Raw genomic sequence first — 19,765 nt, 5'->3', positions numbered from 1 at the left:
TTTCGGCCGTTTCGACGGCCTTTTTTTTCGCCTGGATTCTGCTCAGCGGTATATCTCTTAAATGCATAAACAAATGAATAAATATGATTTATGGATATATAAATCAGCTGGTAAGGTCACTGCCATTGAAGCGAGATCGCAGCCTGCGAATCGCCTGTAACGCTTAAAGGAATCTCTGCAATGCTGGTCGTCTCACTCGGTGGCAGCCCCAGCCTGCGCTCCCGTTCCGGGGTGCTGCTGGAGCGTTCGCAACGCTGGTTGCAACAGCAAGGGGTGGAAGTGGTGAGTTATCAGGTGCGGGACTTCCCGGCCGAGGATCTGCTCCACGCGCGCTTCGACAGCCCGAAGGTCCTCGACCTGCTGCAACAGATCGCAAACGCCGATGGCCTGCTGATCGCCACGCCGGTGTACAAGGCCTCGTTTTCCGGAGCGCTGAAGACCCTGCTGGATCTGCTGCCGGAGCGTGCCTTGAATCACAAGGTAGTCTTGCCGATGGCTACCGGCGGCAGCATCGCCCACATGCTGGTGGTCGATTACGCCCTCAAGCCTGTGCTGTCGGCACTCAAAGCGCAGGAAATGCTTCAGGGCATTTTCGCCGAGGACAGCCAGATCGCTTATGGCGAAGGCAGTGCCGCCGCGCAACTGGCGCCGGCCCTGGAGCAACGCTTGCACGAGGCCCTGGACCAGTTCATCGGCGCCATGGCGCGCCGGCCGAAACCGCTGGAGCCAGGCCTGCTGAACGAACGTTTGTTGAGTGCTCGCTGGAGCATTTAAGCCTCATCGAAATTTGAAGTACTGGCCTTACTCGCCCGCCAACGGGCAAGCAGGTGCAGCCACAACCCAACAGCAAAAAGGAGAGCGCTATGCGCACTGTATTTTTGCGTCGTGGTCTGGTCGCTCTGTTTGCTGCGGCTGTCACCTTCGGCGCCATCACCCAAGCTCAAGCCGAGACATTGCGGATCGGTTATCAGAAGTACGGCACACTGGTGCTGCTCAAAGCCAAGGGCACGCTGGAAAAACGCCTCGCCGCGCAAGGCGTCGACGTGCAATGGACTGAGTTTCCCGGCGGCCCGCAGCTGCTCGAAGGCCTCAACGTCGGCTCGATCGATTTCGGCGTGACCGGCGAAACCCCGCCGGTTTTCGCCCAAGCCGCTGGCGCGGATCTGCTCTACGTCGCCTATGAACCGCCAGCGCCGAACAGCGAAGCGATCCTCGTACCGAAAGACTCGCCGATCAAATCGGTGGCCGATCTCAAAGGCAAGAAAGTCGCCCTGAACAAAGGCTCCAACGTGCACTACCTGCTGGTGCGTGCACTGGAAGACGCCGGCCTCAAGTACAGCGATATTCAGACCGTGTTCCTGCCTCCGGCCGATGCCCGCGCTGCGTTCGAACGTGGCAGTGTCGACGCCTGGGTCATCTGGGATCCGTATCAGGCCGCTGCCGAGAAACAACTGCAAGCGCACACCCTGCGTGACGGCAAAGGCATCGTCGACAACCACCAGTTCTATCTCGCGACCAAACCTTACGCGCAGAAAAATCCCGAGGTGATCAAGACCCTCGTCGAAGAAGTGCGCGCGGTGGGTGAATGGTCGCAAGCCAATCCCGAAGACGTGACGCAACAGGTCGCGCCACTGCTTGGCCTGCCGGCGGACATCACCCTGACCTCGGTGAAACGCCAGGGCTACGGTGCGCTGTTCCTGACCCCGGAAGTGGTCGCTGCGCAACAGAAAATCGCCGACACGTTCTTCCAGCTCAAGCTGATTCCCAAGCCGTTGAGCATCAAGGATGTGATCTGGACCCCGCCGGCCGCTGTGGCCCAAAGCTCCCAAGCCCAGTAATTCGAATCCACAAGGAGACCACTCCATGAGCCTCAACATCTTCTGGTTCCTGCCGACCCACGGCGACGGCCATTACCTTGGCACCGCCGAAGGCGCCCGCGCGGTTGATCACGGTTATCTGCAACAGGTCGCGCAAGCGGCGGATCGTCTGGGTTTTGGCGGGGTGCTGATTCCCACCGGGCGCTCCTGCGAAGACTCGTGGCTGGTGGCAGCCTCGTTGATTCCGGTGACCCAGCGCCTGAAGTTTCTGGTCGCCCTGCGCCCCGGGATCATTTCCCCGACGGTCGCGGCGCGCCAGGCAGCGACGCTGGATCGTTTGTCCGGCGGGCGTGCCCTGTTCAATCTGGTGACTGGTGGCGACCCGGAAGAACTGGCTGGCGACGGTCTGTTCCTCAACCATGAGGAACGCTATCAGGCCTCGGTGGAATTCACCCGCATCTGGCGCCGAGTGCTGGAAGGCGAAACCGTCGATTACGACGGCGAGCACATCAGCGTGAAGGGCGCGAAGCTGCTCTATCCGCCGATCCAGCAACCGCGTCCGCCGCTGTATTTTGGTGGCTCCTCCGAAGCGGCGCAGGATCTGGCCGCCGAGCAAGTCGAGATGGTGCTGACCTGGGGCGAGCCGCCGGCCGCGGTGGCCGAGAAGATCGCACAAGTCCGGGCCAAGGCCGCCAAACTCGGCCGTACCGTGCGCTTCGGCATTCGTCTGCATGTGATCGTCCGTGAAACCAATGCCGAAGCCTGGCAGGCTGCGGACCGGCTGATCTCGCATCTGGACGACGACACCATCCAGCGTGCCCAGGCGTCGCTGGCGCGTTTCGACTCGGTCGGCCAGCAACGCATGGCCGCGCTGCACGGCGGCAGCCGCGACAACCTCGAAGTCAGCCCGAACCTCTGGGCCGGAGTGGGTCTGGTGCGCGGCGGTGCCGGTACCGCGCTGGTCGGCGATGGCCCGACTGTGGCGGCGCGGGTCAAGGAATACGCGGATCTGGGCATCGACACCTTCATCTTCTCCGGTTATCCACACCTCGAAGAATCGTATCGCGTGGCAGAGCTGCTGTTCCCGCACCTCGACGTCGAGCGCCCGGAACTGCCGAAGAGCGCCGGTTATGTCAGCCCGTTCGGCGAGATGGTCGCCAACGACATCCTGCCCAAAGCCGCATCGCAGAGCTGAGGCGCGGCCATGAACAAATTTATCCACAGCCTCGCGCCTTGGGCGTTGCCGGTGTTGCTGCTGGCGGTGTGGCAGTTGTCGGTGTCGGCGGGCTGGTTATCGACACGGATTCTGCCGGCACCGGTGGCAGTGATCGAAGCCGGCGTCAGTCTGGTACGCAGCGGCGAGATCTGGACGCACCTGGCGATCAGCGGCTGGCGCGCGGCACTCGGTTTTACCATCGGCGGCAGCATTGGTCTGGTGCTGGGTTTCATCACCGGCCTGTCGAAGTGGGGCGAGCGCCTGCTCGACAGCTCGGTGCAGATGATCCGCAACGTGCCGCATCTGGCGCTGATTCCGCTGGTGATCCTGTGGTTCGGGATCGACGAGTCAGCGAAGATTTTTCTGGTGGCGCTGGGCACCTTGTTTCCGATTTACCTGAACACGTATCACGGCATCCGCAACGTCGACCCGGCGCTGGTGGAGATGGCGCGCAGTTATGGCCTGAGCGGTTTCAGCCTGTTCTGGCAGGTGATTCTGCCGGGTGCGTTGCCGTCGATTCTGGTTGGCGTGCGCTTCGCTTTGGGCTTCATGTGGCTGACGCTGATCGTCGCTGAAACCATCTCGGCCAGCTCCGGCATCGGCTATCTGGCGATGAACGCTCGAGAGTTCTTGCAGACCGACGTGGTGGTGCTGGCGATCCTGCTTTACGCGGTGCTCGGCAAACTCGCCGACCTCGCTGCCCGTGGACTTGAGCGTGTGTGGCTGCGCTGGCATCCGGCCTATCAGGTTGCCAAGGGATGTGCGGCATGACCGCTCAACAACCTCCACGCTTGTTGCGCGGGATTCCACTGGCGGTGCGCAACCTGCAGAAAACCTTCGGCGCGCGGCAGGTGCTGCGCGACATCGATCTGCACATTCCGGCGGGGCAGTTTGTCGCCGTGGTCGGGCGCAGCGGTTGTGGCAAGAGCACGTTCTTGCGCTTGCTCGCCGGCCTCGATCAACCCACTGGCGGCGAGCTGCTGGCCGGCTCCGCGCCGCTCAGCCAGGCGCGCGACGATACGCGGCTGATGTTCCAGGAAGCGCGGCTGCTGCCGTGGAAAAGGATCATCGACAATGTCGGTCTCGGCCTCAAGGGCAACTGGCGCCAACAAGCGCTGGATGCACTGGACGCAGTGGGTCTGGCCGATCGCGCCAATGAGTGGCCTGCGGCGTTGTCCGGTGGCCAGAAGCAGCGCGTGGCGCTAGCCCGGGCGCTGATCCACCAGCCGCGTCTGCTGCTGCTCGACGAACCGCTCGGCGCACTGGATGCCCTGACCCGCATCGAGATGCAGCAACTGATCGAACGGCTGTGGCAGCAACACGGTTTTACCGTGCTGCTGGTGACCCACGACGTCAGCGAAGCGGTGGCGATTGCCGATCGGGTGATCCTGATCGAGGACGGCGAAGTCGGCCTCGACCTGCACGTCGATCTGCCGCGCCCGCGTGTCCGTGGCTCGCATCGTCTCGCCGCACTGGAAACCGAAGTGCTCAACCGTGTTCTGTCCCTGCCCGGCGAACCGCCGGCGCCGGAACCCGTTTCACCCCTGCCTACGCAACTGCGTTGGGCGCAATGAAGCAGCTGCAAGCTTCAAGCTACAAGCCGCAAGAACAAGCCTGGTGCTTTTACTTGCAGCTTATAGCTTGCCGCTTGCAGCTCATTTCGATCCTAGGAGAAATGCCATGACTATCAAAGCCATCAACGTGCGCAACCAGTTCAAAGGCTCGATCAAGGAAATCGTCCTCGGCGACGTGCTGTCGGAAATCGACGTGCAGACCGCTTCGGGCATCGTCACTTCGGTGATCACTACCCGCTCTGTGAAAGAGCTGGAGCTGGTGGTCGGCAGCGAAGTGATCGCCTTTGTGAAATCCACCGAGGTATCGATCGCCAAGTTGTAAGCCGGTGAACAAAAAACAACCCCGGAGGGTGTGAGCCCTGCGGGGTTTTTTGTGCCTGTCGATCGTTCCCATGCTCCGCGTGGGAATGCCTCTAGGGACGCTCCGCGTCCAGTGACGCGGAGCGTCACGGGCTGCATTCCTTTGCTGCGCGTGGGAACGATCATGTCTCAGCGCTTGGGTAGATACGGCGGCAGATACAACCCGATATAGGCATCAAACACGCGCATCCCTTCCTCGGCCATGCGCGGGGTGATCTGCCCGTGCTGCTGCACCGAACGAGCATAGACCCGGTCGCCCAGTTCCATCGCCAGGGCAAACACATCGACATCGTCCGGCAGCCTCGGCAACTCGAAATGCTGGTCGAACAGCTTGTGCATCAGGTCGCCCAGTTCCAGATCGTGCTGGCGGTCGGCCTGGGTCACTTCGGTCAGGCCGTGTTGCGCCAGGATCAATTGCCGCGCGGCCGCATCCTGGTCGTAGATCTCCAGCATGCGCTGTTCGACCAGTCGCGACAGATCACGCCAGTCACGCAAAGCATCGTGATCGATCGGCGCTTGCAGGCAAGCGCGGAAGGCTGCGTGGACATCGGCGGTCAGCGCTTCGAGCAGCGCCGGTACGCTGGCGAAGAAGTGATACACGGAGGAGGGCGGAATCTGCGCGCGCTCGGCGACGCTGTAGATCGACAGACTGGCCACGCCCTCGGCCGCCAGCAGCGTGCGCGCGGCATCGAGGATCGAATCGATCCGCGCCTGACTGCGGGCACGGGGTTTGCGGACGGTGGCGGGACGCGTCATGGAAGTCTCCTGCGGGGCAGCGGGCATTGTACGAGGCGGTTCAGGTGTTGTCTGCCAGTACCCTGTGGCGAGGGGATTTAGCGAAACGTCGCACCGCCCCGTTCGGCTGCGCAGCAGTCGTAAACCCTGAGAGCCGGGTATTCCTGACGCACCGAGTGGGATGGATTTGGGGCTGCTTCGCAACCCAACGGGGATAATTCCCCTCGCCACAGGTTTTGTGTTCGGCCATAAAAAAACGCCGCTGGCTGAATCAGCCAACGGCGTTTTTTTGAAGCTGCAAACCATTTAAACGGTATGCAGATACCAGTTGTACTCAAGGTCGGAGATGGAGTGTTCGAACTCCTCCAGCTCGCTTTCCTTGCAGGCGACGAAGATATCGATGTACTTCGGATCGATGTACTTGGCCATCACCTCGCTGTCGTCCAGCTCGCGCAGGGCATCGCGCAAGTTGTTCGGCAGGCTCTGTTCGTTCTGCTCGTAGCTGTTGCCTTCGACAGGCGCGCCCGGTTCGATCTTGTTGACCAGGCCGTGGTGCACGCCGGCCAGTACCGAAGCCATCAGCAGGTACGGGTTGGCGTCGGCGCCGGCCACGCGGTGCTCGATACGGACGGCATCGGCAGAGCCGGTCGGTACGCGAATCGCCACGGTGCGGTTGTCCAGGCCCCAGCACGGCGAGTTCGGTACGTAGAACTGCGCGCCGAAGCGACGGTAGGAGTTGACGTTCGGGCAGAGGAAAGCCATCTGCGCCGGCAGGGTCTCGAGCACACCGCCGATCGCGTGACGCAGCGCGGCGTTCTGCTCGGGATCCTCGCTGGCAAAAATGTTTTTGCCGGCTTTGTCCAGAATCGAAATGTGTACGTGCAGACCATTGCCCGCCTGGCCCGGATACGGCTTGGCCATGAAGGTGGTGTCCATTTCATGGTCGTAGGCGATGTTCTTGATCAGACGCTTGAGCAGGACGGCGTAGTCGCAGGCCTTGATCGGATCGGCGACGTGGTGCAGGTTCACTTCGAACTGCGCCGGGGCACTTTCCTTGACGATCGCATCGGCCGGGATGCCTTGCTCTTTGGCACCTTCCAGAATGTCCTGGAGGCAGTCGACGTATTCGTCGAGGTCGTCGATCAGGTAGACCTGCGTCGAGTGCGGGCGTTTGCCGGAGATCGGCGAGCGTGGCGGCTGCGGACGGCCGTTCACGTTTTCCTGGTCGATCAGGTAGAACTCGAGTTCGAAGGCGGCGCAGATGGTCAGGCCGAGCTCGTCGAACTTGGTCACCACCTGGCGCAGCACTTCACGGGGATCGGCGAAGAACGGATCGCCTTCGAGTTCGTGCATGGTCATCAACAGCTGCGCGGTCGGGCGCTTCTGCCATGGCTCGTTGCACAGGGTATCGGGGATCGGATAGCAGATGCGATCGGCATCGCCGATGTCCAGGCCCAGCCCGGTGCTTTCCACCGTGGAGCCATTGATATCCAGAGCAAATAGAGAGGCCGGCAGGTTGATGCCTTTCTCGTAAACCTTGTGGAGGCTGGTGCGTTCGATGCGCTTGCCGCGCACCACACCATTCATATCCGCAATCAGAAGGTCAACGTACAGAACCTCAGGATGTTCCTTAAGGAACGCGTTCGCTTCGTTAAGCTGAACGGCACGCGGGGGTACCGACATGATGCAACACCTTTGTTGTTAAAAATATCAATCATTGATCTTTTCTGGTTTCAGTCAACCCGAACGGCCTCCCGAAGTCAAGCGAGGCCTTTTTTGCCCCGAAAAAGCGCTTGAAGGGCATTTATGGGGCACTTTGGGGCGTTTTTTCAAACCTTGAACGTTGCTCAGCTGCGGGCTTGAGCAGGCCGTGTTGTATTTTTTACGGGGGTGTTGTGTAAAAAAATGAACAAGGCTAAGCTCCGGTCAAACCCATAACAGCAATAATACCGGGGTGCTTCATGTCTCGCCTGCCGTTAATCGGCATCACCGACTGCTCGCAACAGTCCGGTCTGCATGCTCATCACATCAGTGGCGATCAATCCGTCCGTAGCGCAGCCAGCAAGGCGCGCAGCCTGTTGACGACACGCTCGCCAACATCCGGCAAAACGGCAGCGTCCGATATTCTGGACGTCGAGCACAGCATCCGCTTTATGGCGTCTCCTTTCACTATAGAACTCTTTCCCTCCCAAAGCCCGTGCCGCACTCAGCGTCATGCTTGTGATTCTGCACGTTCGCAAAGTGCACGGGAAATGCAACGCCAGCGTCAAGGGCAGGTAAGCTCCTCTTTCATTGTCTATGCGCGGTGCCAGGCGTAAGCCGGCACTGCGCGAGCAAGCCCCCTTTAACGCGACGCCGCAAGCGTCAAAATTGCCTGACATCGCGTCAGGAGACTCAGCCCAGAGGCATTTATGAGTAACAACCTCGACCAGCTCACCGATTGGTTGAAAGACCGCAAGATCACAGAAGTCGAATGCATGATCGGCGACTTGACCGGTATTACCCGGGGCAAGATTTCGCCGACCAACAAGTTCATCGCCGAGAAAGGCATGCGTCTGCCGGAGAGCGTGCTGCTGCAGACCGTGACCGGCGACTACGTCGAAGACGACATCTATTACGAACTGCTCGACCCGGCCGACATTGACATGATCTGCCGCCCCGACCAGAACGCCGTGTACCTGGTGCCGTGGGCCATAGAGCCGACCGCGCAGGTGATCCACGACACCTACGACAAGCAAGGCAACCCGATCGAGCTGTCGCCGCGCAACGTCCTCAAGAAAGTTTTGAAGCTGTATGCCGACAAGGGCTGGCAGCCGATCGTGGCGCCGGAAATGGAGTTCTACCTGACCAAGCGCAGCGACGACCCCGACTATCCGTTGCAGCCGCCGATCGGCCGCTCGGGCCGTCCGGAAATCGGCCGGCAGTCGTTCTCCATTGAAGCGGCCAACGAATTCGACCCGCTGTTCGAAGACGTCTACGACTGGTGCGAATTGCAGGAGCTGGACCTCGACACGCTGATCCACGAGGACGGCACGGCGCAGATGGAAATCAACTTCCGTCACGGTGACGCCCTGTCGCTGGCCGATCAGATTCTGGTGTTCAAGCGCACCATGCGCGAAGCCGCGCTCAAGCACGACGTGGCAGCGACATTCATGGCCAAGCCGATGACCGGCGAGCCGGGCAGCGCCATGCACCTGCACCAGAGCATCATCGACATTCAGACCGGCAAGAACGTCTTCTCCAACGAAGACGGGACCATGAGCCAGTTGTTCCTGCACCACATCGGTGGTCTGCAAAAATTGATCCCCGAGCTGTTGCCGCTGTTCGCACCGAACGTCAACTCGTTCCGCCGCTTCCTCCCGGATACTTCGGCACCGGTGAACGTCGAGTGGGGTGAAGAAAACCGCACCGTCGGCCTACGCGTACCGGATGCCGGCCCGCAGAACCGCCGCGTGGAAAACCGCCTGCCGGGCGCCGACGCCAACCCGTACCTGGCGATCGCCGCGAGCCTGCTCTGCGGCTACATCGGCATGGTCGAGGGCCTGAATCCGAGCGCGCCTGTGGTCGGCCGTGGATACGAGCGCCGCAACCTGCGCCTGCCGCTGACCATCGAGGACGCGCTGGAGCGTATGGAAAACAGCGCGACCATCGAGAAGTACCTCGGCAAGACCTTCATCGCCGGCTACGTCGCGGTCAAGCGGGCCGAGCATGAAAACTTCAAGCGCGTGATCAGTTCCTGGGAGCGTGAGTACCTGCTCTTCGCCGTCTGATACGCCGGGCGCGGCGGCCAGCCGTCGCGCCTTCACCGATAACAAGGAGAATTGGCATGACCAGCAACAACCCGCAAACCCGTGAGTGGCAAGCGCTGAGCAGCGATCACCACCTGGCCCCGTTCAGCGACTTCAAGCAACTGAAAGAGAAGGGCCCGCGGATCATCACCAACGCCAAGGGCGTTTATCTGTGGGACAGCGAAGGCAACAAGATCCTCGACGGCATGGCTGGCCTCTGGTGCGTGGCGATCGGTTACGGTCGCGATGAGCTGGCCGATGCCGCCGCCAAACAGATGCGCGAACTGCCGTACTACAACCTGTTCTTCCAGACCGCACACCCGCCGGCACTGGAACTGGCCAAGTCGATTGCCGACGTGGCGCCAGAAGGCATGAACCACGTGTTCTTCACTGGCTCCGGCTCCGAAGGCAACGACACCATGTTGCGCATGGTCCGCCACTACTGGGCGATCAAAGGCCAGCCGAACAAGAAAGTCATCATCAGCCGCAAGAACGGTTACCACGGTTCTACCGTGGCCGGCGCCAGCCTCGGCGGCATGACTTATATGCACGAGCAGGGCGACCTGCCGATTCCGGGCATTGTCCACATCGCCCAGCCGTACTGGTTCGCCGAAGGCGGTGACATGTCGCCGGAAGGGTTCGGCATCTGGGCGGCCAATCAGCTCGAAGAAAAGATTCTCGAGGTCGGCGTCGACAACGTCGGTGCCTTTATTGCCGAGCCGATCCAGGGTGCCGGCGGCGTGATCATTCCGCCTGATACCTACTGGCCGCGCATCAAGGAAATCCTCGCCAAGTACGACATCCTCTTTGTTGCCGACGAAGTGATCTGCGGCTTCGGCCGTACCGGTGAGTGGTTCGGTAGCGATTTCTACGACCTCAAGCCGCACATGATGACCATCGCCAAGGGCCTGACCTCCGGCTACATCCCGATGGGCGGGTTGATCGTGCGTGATTCGGTGGTGGCCGTGCTCAATGAAGGCGGCGATTTCAACCATGGCTTCACTTACTCCGGCCACCCGGTGGCAGCCGCTGTGGGCCTGGAAAACATCCGCATCCTGCGCGACGAAAAAATTATCGAGAACGCCCACAACGAAACGGCACCGTATTTGCAGAAACGTCTGCGCGAGCTGAACGATCACCCGTTGGTGGGTGAAGTTCGCGGCGTCGGTCTGCTGGGGGCGATCGAGCTGGTGCAGGACAAGGCCACGCGCAAGCGTTACGAAGGCAAGGGTGTGGGCATGATCTGCCGGCAGTTCTGCTTCGACAACGGCCTAATCATGCGCGCAGTCGGCGACACCATGATCATCGCGCCGCCGCTGGTGATCAGCAAAGCGGAGATCGATGAGCTGGTTACAAAGGCACGCAAGTGTCTGGACCTGACCCTCGGTGCGCTACAGGCCTAGGTGCTAGGCTTTGGGCGGGGGAGCTGCGGCGCACTCGCTCAAAGCTGTCAGAAAGGCTGGTCTTTTGTTGAAAGACCGCCTCGGATCTTGCCAGACTAGCCGCGGTTCCAGTTGTCCGGGTTCGGCCGCTGAACAAAGTGGTTCAAAAAAGAAAAATTTGGAGCATGACGCATGAAGGCATTAGGTAAAAAGCTAGCTGGCAAGACTCTGCTCGCGCTGTCCATGGCGGGCATGATGGCGGGTGCGGTGCACGCGGACGACAAGGTACTGCACGTCTACAACTGGTCCGACTACATCGCGCCGGACACCGTGGCCAACTTCGAAAAAGCCACCGGGATCAAAGTCGTCTACGACGTCTTCGACAGTAACGAAACCCTGGAAGCCAAGCTGCTGGCCGGCAAGTCCGGTTACGACATCGTGGTGCCTTCCAACAATTTCCTCGCCAAGCAGATCAAGGCCGGCGTTTACCAGGAGCTGGACAAGTCCAAGCTGCCTAACTGGAAAAACCTCGACGAAGACCTGCTCAAGGCCGTTGGCGATGCCAGCGACCAGGGCAACAAACACGCCTTCCCGTACATGTGGGGCTCGATCGGCATCGGCTACAACCCGGCCAAGGTCAAGGCTGCGCTGGGCATCGACAAGATTGATTCGTGGGACGTGGTGTTCAAGCCGGAAAACATCGAGAAACTCAAAAGCTGCGGCGTGAGCTTCCTCGATGCCCCGACCGAAATGATTCCGGCGGCATTGCACTATCTGGGCAAGCCGACCAACAGCAAGGACAAGGCTGATCTGAAAGCCGCCGAAGACCTGTTCCTGAAGATCCGTCCTTCGGTCGCCTACTTCCACTCTTCCAAGTACATCTCCGACCTGGCCAACGGCAACATCTGCGTCGCCGTCGGTTACTCGGGTGACCTGGAGCAATCCAAGACCCGCGCTCAGGAAGCCGGTGACAAGGTCAAGCTGGCCTACACCATTCCGAAAGAAGGCGCCGGTACTTTCTACGACATGGTCGCCATTCCCAAGGATGCCGAAAACGTCGAAGCCGCCTACAAGTTCATGAACTACCTGATGGAGCCGCAAGTGATGGCCGGCATCACCAACGCCGTGCGTTTCCCGAACGGCAACAAGGCGGCGACGCCTATGGTGGACAAGGACATCACCAGCGACCCGAGCATCTATCCTTCGGCTGAAGTGAAGAAACAGCTCTATGCGATCAGCGATCTGGACGCCGCCACACTGCGTCTGATCACCCGCAGCTGGACCAAGATCAAATCGGGCAAATAAGCCGGTTTGTCGCCACAACCACTGGCCGTCGTCGTCGCGACGGCGGCCAGCGGATAATTAAATGACAGAAAGTTTTGCTGGATCGGTTTTTCGAGGGTAAGTTGCGCGCCGGTTTTGTTGTCGGGCAGCCATGGCTGTCATGCAGCGCGGGGCAACTTGGGCCCAATCCATTTAGAGGACCTCCACTTGCCTGTATTTTCTTCTTTGCGCAAAGCCCTGCTGGCCGCTGCCGGCCTGACAATCGCTGTCGGAGCCCAGGCCGCCGGTACGGTGCATATTTATAACTGGTCCGATTACATCGGCGAATCGACCCTGGCCGACTTCGAGAAAGAGACCGGGATCAAACCGGTCTACGACGTTTTCGACTCCAACGAAACCCTGGAAGGCAAGCTGCTCGCCGGGCGCACCGGTTACGACGTGGTCGTGCCGTCGAACCACTTCCTTGGCAAGCAGATCAAGGCGGGCGCGTTCCAGAAGCTCGACAAGGCGCAGCTGCCGAATTATTCCAACCTCGACCCGGTGCTGCTCAAGCGCCTGGAGCAGAACGACCCCGGCAACCTCTACGCCGTGCCGTATCTGTGGGGCACCAACGGCATCGGCTACAACGTCGACAAGGTCAAGGCCGTGCTCGGTATCGACAAGATCGATTCCTGGGCCGTGCTGTTCGAGCCGGAAAACATCAAGAAGCTGCACAGCTGCGGTGTCGCGTTCCTCGATTCGGCTGATGAAATGATGCCGACGATGCTCAATTACCTGGGCCTGAACGCCAACAGCACCAACACCAAGGACTACGAAAAGGCCACCGCCAAGTTGCTCGCGGTGCGTCCCTACGTGACCTATTTCCATTCCTCGAAGTACATCGGCGATCTGGCCAACGGCGACATCTGCGTGGCCATCGGTTTCTCCGGCGACATTTTCCAGGCGAAGAACCGTGCCGAGGAAGCCAAGAAGGGCGTCAACATCGCCTATTCGATTCCGAAAGAGGGCGGCGCGCTGTGGTTCGACATGCTGGCGATCCCCAAGGATTCGTCCAACGTCAAGGAAGCCCACGCCTTCATCAACTATTTGCTGAAACCTGAGGTGATCGCCCAGGTCAGTGATTACGTCGGTTACGCCAACCCCAACCCGGGTTCGGACAAGCTGATGGAACAATCCATTCGCACCGACGAAGCGGTTTACCCACCGCAAGCAGTCCTCGACAAGACCTACGTGTCGACCGAGTTGCCAGCCAATATTCAGCGTTTGATGACCCGTAGCTGGACCAAGGTCAAGTCGGGCAAATAACGCACAAACTATCCAGGGTTCGTCTTGCGGGGCGAACTGCTGCTTCTGTTGGGAGTTTCGTAAATGGCAGTTGCCTCCGGCGCCTACAAGAAAGCCCTCGAGGGCGACCAGACACCAAAACAGGTGCTGGTCAAAATCGACCGGGTCACGAAGAAGTTCGACGAGACGATTGCCGTGGACGACGTGTCCCTGGAAATCAAGAAGGGCGAAATTTTTGCTCTGCTCGGCGGTTCGGGATCGGGCAAATCCACCTTGCTACGGATGCTTGCAGGCTTCGAACGGCCCACGGAAGGGCGGATTTTCCTCGACGGCGTCGACATCACCGACATGCCGCCGTACGACCGTCCGATCAACATGATGTTTCAGTCCTACGCCTTGTTCCCGCACATGACCGTGGCGCAGAACATTGCCTTCGGCCTGCAGCAGGACAAGATTCCCAAGGCTGAAATCGACGCCCGCGTGGCCGAGATGCTCAAGCTGGTGCAGATGAGCCAGTACGCCAAGCGCAAGCCGCATCAACTGTCCGGCGGTCAGCGTCAGCGCGTGGCCCTTGCCCGCTCGCTGGCCAAGCGGCCGAAGCTGTTGCTGCTCGACGAACCGATGGGCGCACTGGACAAGAAACTGCGTTCGCAGATGCAACTGGAACTGGTGGAAATCATCGAGCGCGTCGGCGTGACCTGCGTGATGGTGACCCACGACCAGGAAGAGGCCATGACCATGGCCGAGCGCATCGCGATCATGCACCTCGGTTGGATCGCGCAGATTGGTAGCCCGATCGACATCTACGAAACCCCGACCAGCCGTCTGGTCTGCGAATTCATCGGCAACGTCAACATCTTCGAAGGCGAAGTGATCGACGACGCCGAAGGCCACGCGACCATCACCTGCAAGGACCTCGACCGGCAGATCTACGTCGGCCACGGCATCAGCACCTCGGTGCAGGACAAGTCGGTCACCTACGCGATTCGTCCGGAGAAGCTGCTGGTCACCGCCGACATGCCGACCTGCGAGTACAACTGGTCGAGCGGCAAGGTCCACGACATCGCTTATCTGGGCGGACACTCGGTGTTCTACGTCGAATTGCCGAGCGGCAAACTGGTGCAGTCGTTCGTCGCCAACGCCGAACGTCGCGGCGCGCGTCCGACCTGGGGCGATCAGGTCTACGTGTGGTGGGAAGACGATAGCGGCGTGGTGCTTCGCTCATGAACATGCGCAAATTCAAACGCCGTATAAACCGAATCATCCCCAATGGCCGGCAGATGGTCATCGGGGTGCCGTTCATCTGGCTGTTCCTGTTCTTCATGCTGCCGTTCTTCATCGTCCTGAAGATCAGCTTCGCCGAAGCCGACGTGGCGATCCCGCCTTACACCGAGATCTACACCTACGCCGAGCAGAAGCTGCAAGTGCTGCTGAACTTGGGCAACTACGCGTTACTCGGTGACGACGAGCTGTACATCGCGGCCTATCTTGGCTCGCTGAAAATGGCTTTTATCAGCACCGTGCTCTGCCTGCTGATCGGTTACCCGATGGCCTACGCCATCGCCAGCGCGCGCAAAGAGCTGCAAACGGTGCTGGTGCTGCTGATCATGATGCCGACCTGGACGGCGATCCTGATCCGCGTCTACGCGTGGATGGGCATCCTCAGCAACAACGGCCTGCTCAACGGCTTCCTGATGAGCATGGGCCTGATCGACGAGCCGCTGCAGATTCTCAATACCAACCTGGCGGTGTACATCGGGATTGTCTATTCGTACCTGCCGTTCATGATCCTGCCGCTCTACGCCAACCTGGTCAAACACGATCAGAGTCTGCTGGAAGCCGCGTCTGATCTGGGGTCGAGCACCTTCAACAGCTTCTGGAAAATCACCATTCCGCTGTCCAAGAACGGCATCATTGCCGGCTGCATGCTGGTGTTCATTCCGGTGGTCGGCGAGTTCGTGATCCCTGAACTGCTCGGCGGCCCGGAAACCCTGATGATCGGTAAGGTGTTGTGGCAAGAGTTCTTCAACAACCGCGACTGGCCGGTGGCGTCCGCCCTGGCGGTGGTGATGCTGGCGATCCTGATTGTGCCGATCATCCTGTTCAACCGCAGTCAGGCCAAGGAAATGGAGGGTAAAGAATGAAGCGCTTCCGTTTCTCCAGCCTGATGCTGGTACTGGGTCTGCTGTTCATCTATCTGCCGATGCTGATCCTGGTGATCTACTCGTTCAACGCCTCGAAACTGGTGACGGTGTGGGGCGGCTGGTCGATCAAGTGGTACGTCGGCCTGCTCGACAACTCGCAACTGATGGGCTCGGTGCTGCGTTCGCTGGAAATCGCCTGCTACACCGCGGTTGCTGCGGTGGCATTGGGTACCCTGGCCGCGTTCGTGCTGACGCGCATCACCCACTTCAAGGGCCGCACGCTGTTTGGCGGCCTGGTGACTGCGCCACTGGTGATGCCGGAAGTGATCACCGGTCTGTCGCTGTTGCTGCTGTTCGTGGCCATGGCGCAGATGATCGGCTGGCCGCAGGAACGCGGCATCGTCACCATCTGGATTGCGCACACTACGTTCTGCGCGGCGTATGTGGCGGTGGTGGTGTCGGCGCGCTTGCGTGAGCTGGACCTGTCGATCGAAGAAGCGGCGATGGATTTGGGTGCACGGCCGTGGAAGGTGTTCTTCCTGATCACCATCCCGATGATCGCGCCATCGCTGGCGGCGGGCGGGATGATGTCGTTCGCGCTGTCGCTGGATGACCTGGTGCTGGCAAGCTTCGTCTCCGGCCCGGGTTCGACGACCCTGCCGATGGAAGTGTTCTCGGCGGTGCGCTTGGGCGTAAAGCCGGAAATCAACGCCGTGGCCAGTCTGATTCTGCTGGCGGTGTCGCTGGTGACCTTCCTCGTCTGGTTCTTCAGCCGCCGCGCCGAAGAAGCCCGCAAGAAAGCCATCCAGCAAGCCATCGAAGAAAGCGCGGCTGATTCGTGGAAGCAACCGGACGCACGCCGCGCGCCAGCACCGCAATCGGCTTAAGCAATATCAGGTTGGCCTCAACCCTGCGGCCAACCCGGTTGTAAATGTGGGAGCGAGCCTGCTCGCGAAGACGGAGTGTCAGTCGACTCGGATGTCGGCTGACAAAGCGCTTTCGCGAGCAGGCTCGCTCCCACATTTGGAATGCAATCTCCTGTGGGAGCGAGCCTGCTCGCGAAGGGGCCTGTCAATCCAGCCGGGATTTATGGCGCAACCCGCGCAGGCAGCAGCTTCAACGTACTGCGCGTATTCGCCAGCACCTCTTCCTCGCTGAAATGCGCCTGCGCATAAATCCCCTCCACATACGCCTCGGCTTGCGCGTCATAGTGACTGTCCAGCGGTACGCCACTTTGGCCGACCGGGTTGATCGTCAGGCCATGCACCGGATCGGCGAAATCCACCAGACGCCGGGTCGACGGTCCATAGGTCACCGGCCATGGCGCCGGGCCGATTTTTGCCGAGAGGTTGTTCGGCACTTCGTGGCTGCCCGGCGCTGCGAACGGGCCGACGTTGAACAGGCGATCCAGCGGCTTCTGCTGCCCCAGCGGATGGCCGTGGGTCAGGGTGTGCGCCGCGCCCCACTGCCAACCGGCCACGTTATCGCCGAGGGTCAGTTTCAGATGCGCCATGCTTGCCGCCCACGCCGTGCGCACGACATCGGCGCGGGTTTCTTTGGCCGGCGTGCTGCGATTGTCCCACCACGGTGAATCCGCCTTGGCCGCCAAGCGTGGCAGCGCCGAATCGATTACCCGCGTCGACAGCAGTGTCTCGAAGAAGTCATTGCCCAACTCATCGCGCATCGCCGCATCGGCAAGGTCGTAGAGGAACTGGTTGAACAGCGTCGCGCTGATCGAATTCAGCGGATAGTCGCCCGGCCACTGCGCCAGTTGCTCGACCAGTTTGAGCTGCGCCGGATCACTGACCACCTCACGCAACACCGGCAACAGCGGCGCCAACAGACGCGGGCCGTAACCGGTCGCCGTGCCCAATTGCAGTTTTTGGTTGGCCTCGTTGCTCCACTTCACCCGGTTGTCGCTGAGCTGACGGTCAAGCTGCTGACCACGATCGGCAAGGTTGTAGTAACCGGGAATCTCCATGCCGGTCGGCGACACGGGCTGGAAGTTGGCCGAGACGATATAGCCGCGCGCCGGGTTCTCTTCCTGCGGGTTGGCGCTGAACGGATAGTAGCCGTCCTTGTCCGCCTCGGGCGTGCTGCCGTCGAGGATGAAGCCCGGTTTCACCCCGGCCGGACGTTTGGGCAGCAGGGCCGAGGCCCACCAGGCGATATCGCCCTTGGCATTGGCGTACACCAGATTCAGACCCGGCGCCTGCACCTTGGCCGCTGCCGCGCGGGCGTTGGCCAACGTGTCGGCGCGGTTGAGCTGGTAGAAACCGTCGAGGATCGGGTTGGGTGTTTCGAGGAAGGCCCACCACATCGCGATCGGGGTCTTGCCGGCGGCGCTGCCGAGGGCATCGTTGACGATGGGGCCGTGCGGGGACTGGCGCAAGATGAGAGTCACCGGGGCCTGACCCTTTACATTGATCTGTTGTTCGCTGACGAGCATGTCGGTCCACTGACCGCGATACCAGACCTGATTGGGGTTGTCCGGGTTGACCTTCTCGGCGATCAGATCGAGATCGTCGTTCTGGAACATGGTCAGGCTCCAGCCGAAATCGAGGTTGTGTCCCAGAAACGCGAACGGCACCAGTGCCTGATGATGGCCGTACAACTCGAAACCCGGCGCCGACAACTGCGCCTCGTACCACACCGACGGCACCGAGAAGCGGATATGCGGATCGCCGGCCAGCAACGGCTTGCCACTCCGGCTGCGGCTGCCGGCAATCACCCAGGCGTTGCTGCCCTCAAACTGCGGCAGGCCGTTGTCGAGCAGCGCCTGTTCGCTGAGGCGGGCGAGGGCGGTGAGGTCCTGCCAGTCGCCGGCGGCGAGGGCCGGTGCGTGGCGGGTGTGATCGGTGGCCAGAACGCCTTTGGCCTGCCAGTCCAGATCGAAGACATTGAGGTAATCGGCGCCGAGCTGATCGCGCACGTAGGTCAGCAGCGGCTCGGTGCGAAACGCGGCGGCAAAGCTGTAGGCCATGTAACCGGCGACGCTGATGCTGTCTTCGGCAGTGAACGGCCGCTTGGGGATGCCCAGCACATCGAACTCGATCGGCGCGGCGTGGCTGTCCTGATATTGGTTGATGCCGTCCAGATAGGCTTGCAGGCCCTTCCACGCCGGCGACTGCTTGTCGAGGCTGGCGACGTAACTGGCCGCACGCTCGCGGATGCGCAGGCTGCGGAACAGTTTGTCGGTGTCGAGCAGTTTCGGCCCGAGCACTTCGGCCAGCTCGCCCCGGGCGAGGCGGCGCATGGCTTCCATCTGGAACAAGCGGTCCTGCGCGTGCACATAACCGAGGGCGCGATAGAGGTCGGTTTCGTTCTCGGCGCGGATATGCGGCACACCGCGCTCGTCATAGCGCACGGTCACTGAGCCTTGCAGGTTGCGCAACTCGACCTGGCCCTGGCGCGTCGGCTGCTTGCTGTAGATATACCCGCCAGCGGCGCCGAGCAGGACAACGATGAGCAAGGCAACGACGATCAACGCACGCTTCATGGTGACTCCTTGTGCAGGCGGGAAGGCCGCCCGTCGGGCTGCAAACATTTAGCACAGAGCATCTGTGCGGTGCAGCGCTGTCCTTGAAAAGTCCGGAATGCCTTACTTCGCGTCCGCCGGCCACGGGCAATAACAACCCACCGCCAGCGTGTGCGTGGCATTGACCGGGCGATCTTCCGTCAGCGCATGCAGAATCGGTTCGATAAAGCTGTTGCTGGAGTTGCAGGTCAGGCCTTCGCTGTACGGGCCGAAGTAGGCGAGTTTGCCGCTACGATCCCAGATCGCTACGGCGGGGCTGGCGGGGATCTGTTCGGCGCCGGGCAGGACGATGATGGTTTTCAGGCTGGCGAGGGTGGCGGGCAACTGGCCGTGGCTGCCGGGCTTTTGTACGGCGAAGAACTCCACGCCACGCGCGCCGAACTGTTCGACCATCTCGCTCAGGTGCTGTTGATTGCCGACATTGCACGGACAGGCCGGGTCCCAGAAGTGCACCAGGCGGATATTGCCCGGCCCGGCGAGGTTGTCCGGCAGGCGCAGCGGGTCACCGGAAAATACCGCCGTATGTTCGCTGAACGCGCGCAGATAGCGGCCCTGAAACCAGTCATACGCCGCCCACAGCACCCCGGCGCAGATCAACGCGAGCAGGCTGGCGAACAGTGCGGTGCGGTAGGGCGAACGCATG

At 61.0% G+C, this 19,765-nt stretch carries 17 protein-coding genes and 1 pseudogene; 14 read left to right on the top strand and 4 right to left on the bottom strand.

The window, feature by feature from the left end; all coding sequences use genetic code 11:
- Positions 1-180 precede the first annotated feature (180 nt).
- The 6 genes from ssuE to J5M66_RS01465 all read left to right on the top strand — a co-directional run bounded on the left by ssuE (position 181) and on the right by J5M66_RS01465 (position 4,929).
- A complete protein-coding gene (gene ssuE, locus J5M66_RS01490) occupies positions 181-774 on the top strand; it encodes an NADPH-dependent FMN reductase (RefSeq protein WP_016772651.1) in 594 nt (197 codons plus the stop codon).
- Between the two features lie 89 nt (positions 775-863).
- Positions 864-1,838: a sulfonate ABC transporter substrate-binding protein gene (locus J5M66_RS01485; protein WP_110644464.1), complete on the top strand. Its 975-nt coding sequence runs from the start codon at positions 864-866 to the stop codon at positions 1,836-1,838.
- Positions 1,839-1,863: 25 nt separating this feature from the next.
- On the top strand, positions 1,864-3,012 hold the full coding sequence (gene ssuD / locus J5M66_RS01480; protein ID WP_016772653.1) for an FMNH2-dependent alkanesulfonate monooxygenase: 1,149 nt from the start codon (positions 1,864-1,866) through the stop codon (positions 3,010-3,012).
- Positions 3,013-3,021: 9 nt separating this feature from the next.
- A complete protein-coding gene (gene ssuC, locus J5M66_RS01475; protein WP_207807550.1) occupies positions 3,022-3,804 on the top strand; it encodes an aliphatic sulfonate ABC transporter permease SsuC in 783 nt (260 codons plus the stop codon).
- Complete coding sequence (ssuB, locus tag J5M66_RS01470) at positions 3,801-4,607, top strand: aliphatic sulfonates ABC transporter ATP-binding protein (RefSeq protein WP_207807549.1); 807 nt, start codon at positions 3,801-3,803, stop codon at positions 4,605-4,607. Before ssuC ends, ssuB begins: the two co-directional genes overlap by 4 nt.
- A gap of 106 nt (positions 4,608-4,713) precedes the next feature.
- Positions 4,714-4,929, top strand: coding sequence for a TOBE domain-containing protein (locus tag J5M66_RS01465; RefSeq protein ID WP_003229256.1), 216 nt, complete (start codon positions 4,714-4,716; stop codon positions 4,927-4,929).
- Positions 4,930-5,096: 167 nt separating this feature from the next.
- Here J5M66_RS01465 and J5M66_RS01460 read toward each other — a convergent pair whose 3' ends face one another.
- Both J5M66_RS01460 and J5M66_RS01455 read right to left on the bottom strand, forming a co-directional pair.
- Positions 5,097-5,723 (bottom strand): TetR/AcrR family transcriptional regulator, encoded by a 627-nt coding sequence (locus J5M66_RS01460; protein ID WP_042607059.1) that lies wholly within the window; start codon positions 5,721-5,723, stop codon positions 5,097-5,099.
- Positions 5,724-6,008: 285 nt separating this feature from the next.
- Positions 6,009-7,385: a glutamine synthetase family protein gene (locus J5M66_RS01455; RefSeq protein WP_016772657.1), complete on the bottom strand. Its 1,377-nt coding sequence runs from the start codon at positions 7,383-7,385 to the stop codon at positions 6,009-6,011.
- 278 nt (positions 7,386-7,663) lie between these two features.
- On the opposite strand from J5M66_RS01455, the pseudogene J5M66_RS26880 reads away from it, so the two are divergent.
- From J5M66_RS26880 to J5M66_RS01420, 8 genes and pseudogenes are all read left to right on the top strand, one after another.
- Positions 7,664-7,780 (top strand): annotated as a pseudogene (locus J5M66_RS26880) (gamma-glutamyl-gamma-aminobutyrate hydrolase family protein); the annotation flags it as partial.
- A gap of 333 nt (positions 7,781-8,113) precedes the next feature.
- Positions 8,114-9,472, top strand: a complete 1,359-nt coding sequence (locus tag J5M66_RS01450; protein WP_207807548.1) for a glutamine synthetase family protein — start codon at positions 8,114-8,116, stop codon at positions 9,470-9,472.
- A gap of 56 nt (positions 9,473-9,528) precedes the next feature.
- On the top strand, positions 9,529-10,893 hold the full coding sequence (locus J5M66_RS01445; RefSeq protein WP_207807547.1) for an aspartate aminotransferase family protein: 1,365 nt from the start codon (positions 9,529-9,531) through the stop codon (positions 10,891-10,893).
- A 171-nt stretch (positions 10,894-11,064) separates the two neighbouring features.
- Positions 11,065-12,177 carry a polyamine ABC transporter substrate-binding protein gene (locus J5M66_RS01440; protein ID WP_016772660.1) on the top strand — a complete coding sequence of 371 codons (1,113 nt, stop codon included), beginning with the start codon at positions 11,065-11,067 and terminating at the stop codon, positions 12,175-12,177.
- 186 nt (positions 12,178-12,363) lie between these two features.
- The gene (locus J5M66_RS01435; protein WP_038860901.1) at positions 12,364-13,461 is read left to right on the top strand and encodes a polyamine ABC transporter substrate-binding protein; all 1,098 of its coding nucleotides are present in this window, start codon (positions 12,364-12,366) and stop codon (positions 13,459-13,461) included.
- 63 nt (positions 13,462-13,524) lie between these two features.
- Entirely contained in the window at positions 13,525-14,667 is a 1,143-nt protein-coding gene (potA, locus tag J5M66_RS01430) for a polyamine ABC transporter ATP-binding protein (protein ID WP_016772662.1), read from the top strand.
- 35 nt (positions 14,668-14,702) lie between these two features.
- Positions 14,703-15,584, top strand: coding sequence for an ABC transporter permease subunit (locus J5M66_RS01425; RefSeq protein ID WP_177421658.1), 882 nt, complete (start codon positions 14,703-14,705; stop codon positions 15,582-15,584).
- A complete protein-coding gene (locus J5M66_RS01420) occupies positions 15,581-16,471 on the top strand; it encodes an ABC transporter permease subunit (RefSeq protein ID WP_122506169.1) in 891 nt (296 codons plus the stop codon). The genes J5M66_RS01425 and J5M66_RS01420 overlap by 4 nt, the downstream gene beginning before the upstream one ends.
- Before the next feature lie 200 nt (positions 16,472-16,671).
- Here the strand turns inward: J5M66_RS01420 and J5M66_RS01415 are convergent, their stop codons facing one another.
- Both J5M66_RS01415 and J5M66_RS01410 read right to left on the bottom strand, forming a co-directional pair.
- Entirely contained in the window at positions 16,672-19,083 is a 2,412-nt protein-coding gene (locus J5M66_RS01415) for a penicillin acylase family protein (RefSeq protein WP_207807546.1), read from the bottom strand.
- Positions 19,084-19,185: 102 nt separating this feature from the next.
- Entirely contained in the window at positions 19,186-19,764 is a 579-nt protein-coding gene (locus J5M66_RS01410; protein ID WP_056786241.1) for a DUF6436 domain-containing protein, read from the bottom strand.
- Between the last annotated feature and the right edge of the window lies 1 nt (position 19,765).

It is taken from the genome of Pseudomonas sp. 67(2021) (assembly GCF_017491835.1).
GTDB classification, from domain to species: Bacteria; Pseudomonadota; Gammaproteobacteria; order Pseudomonadales; family Pseudomonadaceae; genus Aquipseudomonas; species Aquipseudomonas atacamensis.
Note: the sequence above shows the minus strand (reverse complement) of the source record. Positions and strands in the feature narration are given on the sequence as shown.

Excerpts from the sequence above, each read along its gene's own strand:
- ssuE (WP_016772651.1), top strand. The coding sequence starts at position 181 with ATGCTGGTCGTCTCACTCGGTGGCAGCCCCAGCCTGCGCTCCCGTTCC.
- J5M66_RS01485 (WP_110644464.1), top strand. The coding sequence starts at position 864 with ATGCGCACTGTATTTTTGCGTCGTGGTCTGGTCGCTCTGTTTGCTGCG.
- ssuD (WP_016772653.1), top strand. The coding sequence starts at position 1,864 with ATGAGCCTCAACATCTTCTGGTTCCTGCCGACCCACGGCGACGGCCAT.
- ssuC (WP_207807550.1), top strand. The coding sequence starts at position 3,022 with ATGAACAAATTTATCCACAGCCTCGCGCCTTGGGCGTTGCCGGTGTTG.
- ssuB (WP_207807549.1), top strand. The coding sequence starts at position 3,801 with ATGACCGCTCAACAACCTCCACGCTTGTTGCGCGGGATTCCACTGGCG.
- J5M66_RS01465 (WP_003229256.1), top strand. The coding sequence starts at position 4,714 with ATGACTATCAAAGCCATCAACGTGCGCAACCAGTTCAAAGGCTCGATC.
- J5M66_RS01460 (WP_042607059.1), bottom strand. The coding sequence starts at position 5,723 with ATGACGCGTCCCGCCACCGTCCGCAAACCCCGTGCCCGCAGTCAGGCG.
- J5M66_RS01455 (WP_016772657.1), bottom strand. The coding sequence starts at position 7,385 with ATGTCGGTACCCCCGCGTGCCGTTCAGCTTAACGAAGCGAACGCGTTC.
- J5M66_RS01450 (WP_207807548.1), top strand. The coding sequence starts at position 8,114 with ATGAGTAACAACCTCGACCAGCTCACCGATTGGTTGAAAGACCGCAAG.
- J5M66_RS01445 (WP_207807547.1), top strand. The coding sequence starts at position 9,529 with ATGACCAGCAACAACCCGCAAACCCGTGAGTGGCAAGCGCTGAGCAGC.
- J5M66_RS01440 (WP_016772660.1), top strand. The coding sequence starts at position 11,065 with ATGAAGGCATTAGGTAAAAAGCTAGCTGGCAAGACTCTGCTCGCGCTG.
- potA (WP_016772662.1), top strand. The coding sequence starts at position 13,525 with ATGGCAGTTGCCTCCGGCGCCTACAAGAAAGCCCTCGAGGGCGACCAG.
- J5M66_RS01420 (WP_122506169.1), top strand. The coding sequence starts at position 15,581 with ATGAAGCGCTTCCGTTTCTCCAGCCTGATGCTGGTACTGGGTCTGCTG.
- J5M66_RS01415 (WP_207807546.1), bottom strand. The coding sequence starts at position 19,083 with ATGAAGCGTGCGTTGATCGTCGTTGCCTTGCTCATCGTTGTCCTGCTC.
- J5M66_RS01410 (WP_056786241.1), bottom strand. The coding sequence starts at position 19,764 with ATGCGTTCGCCCTACCGCACCGCACTGTTCGCCAGCCTGCTCGCGTTG.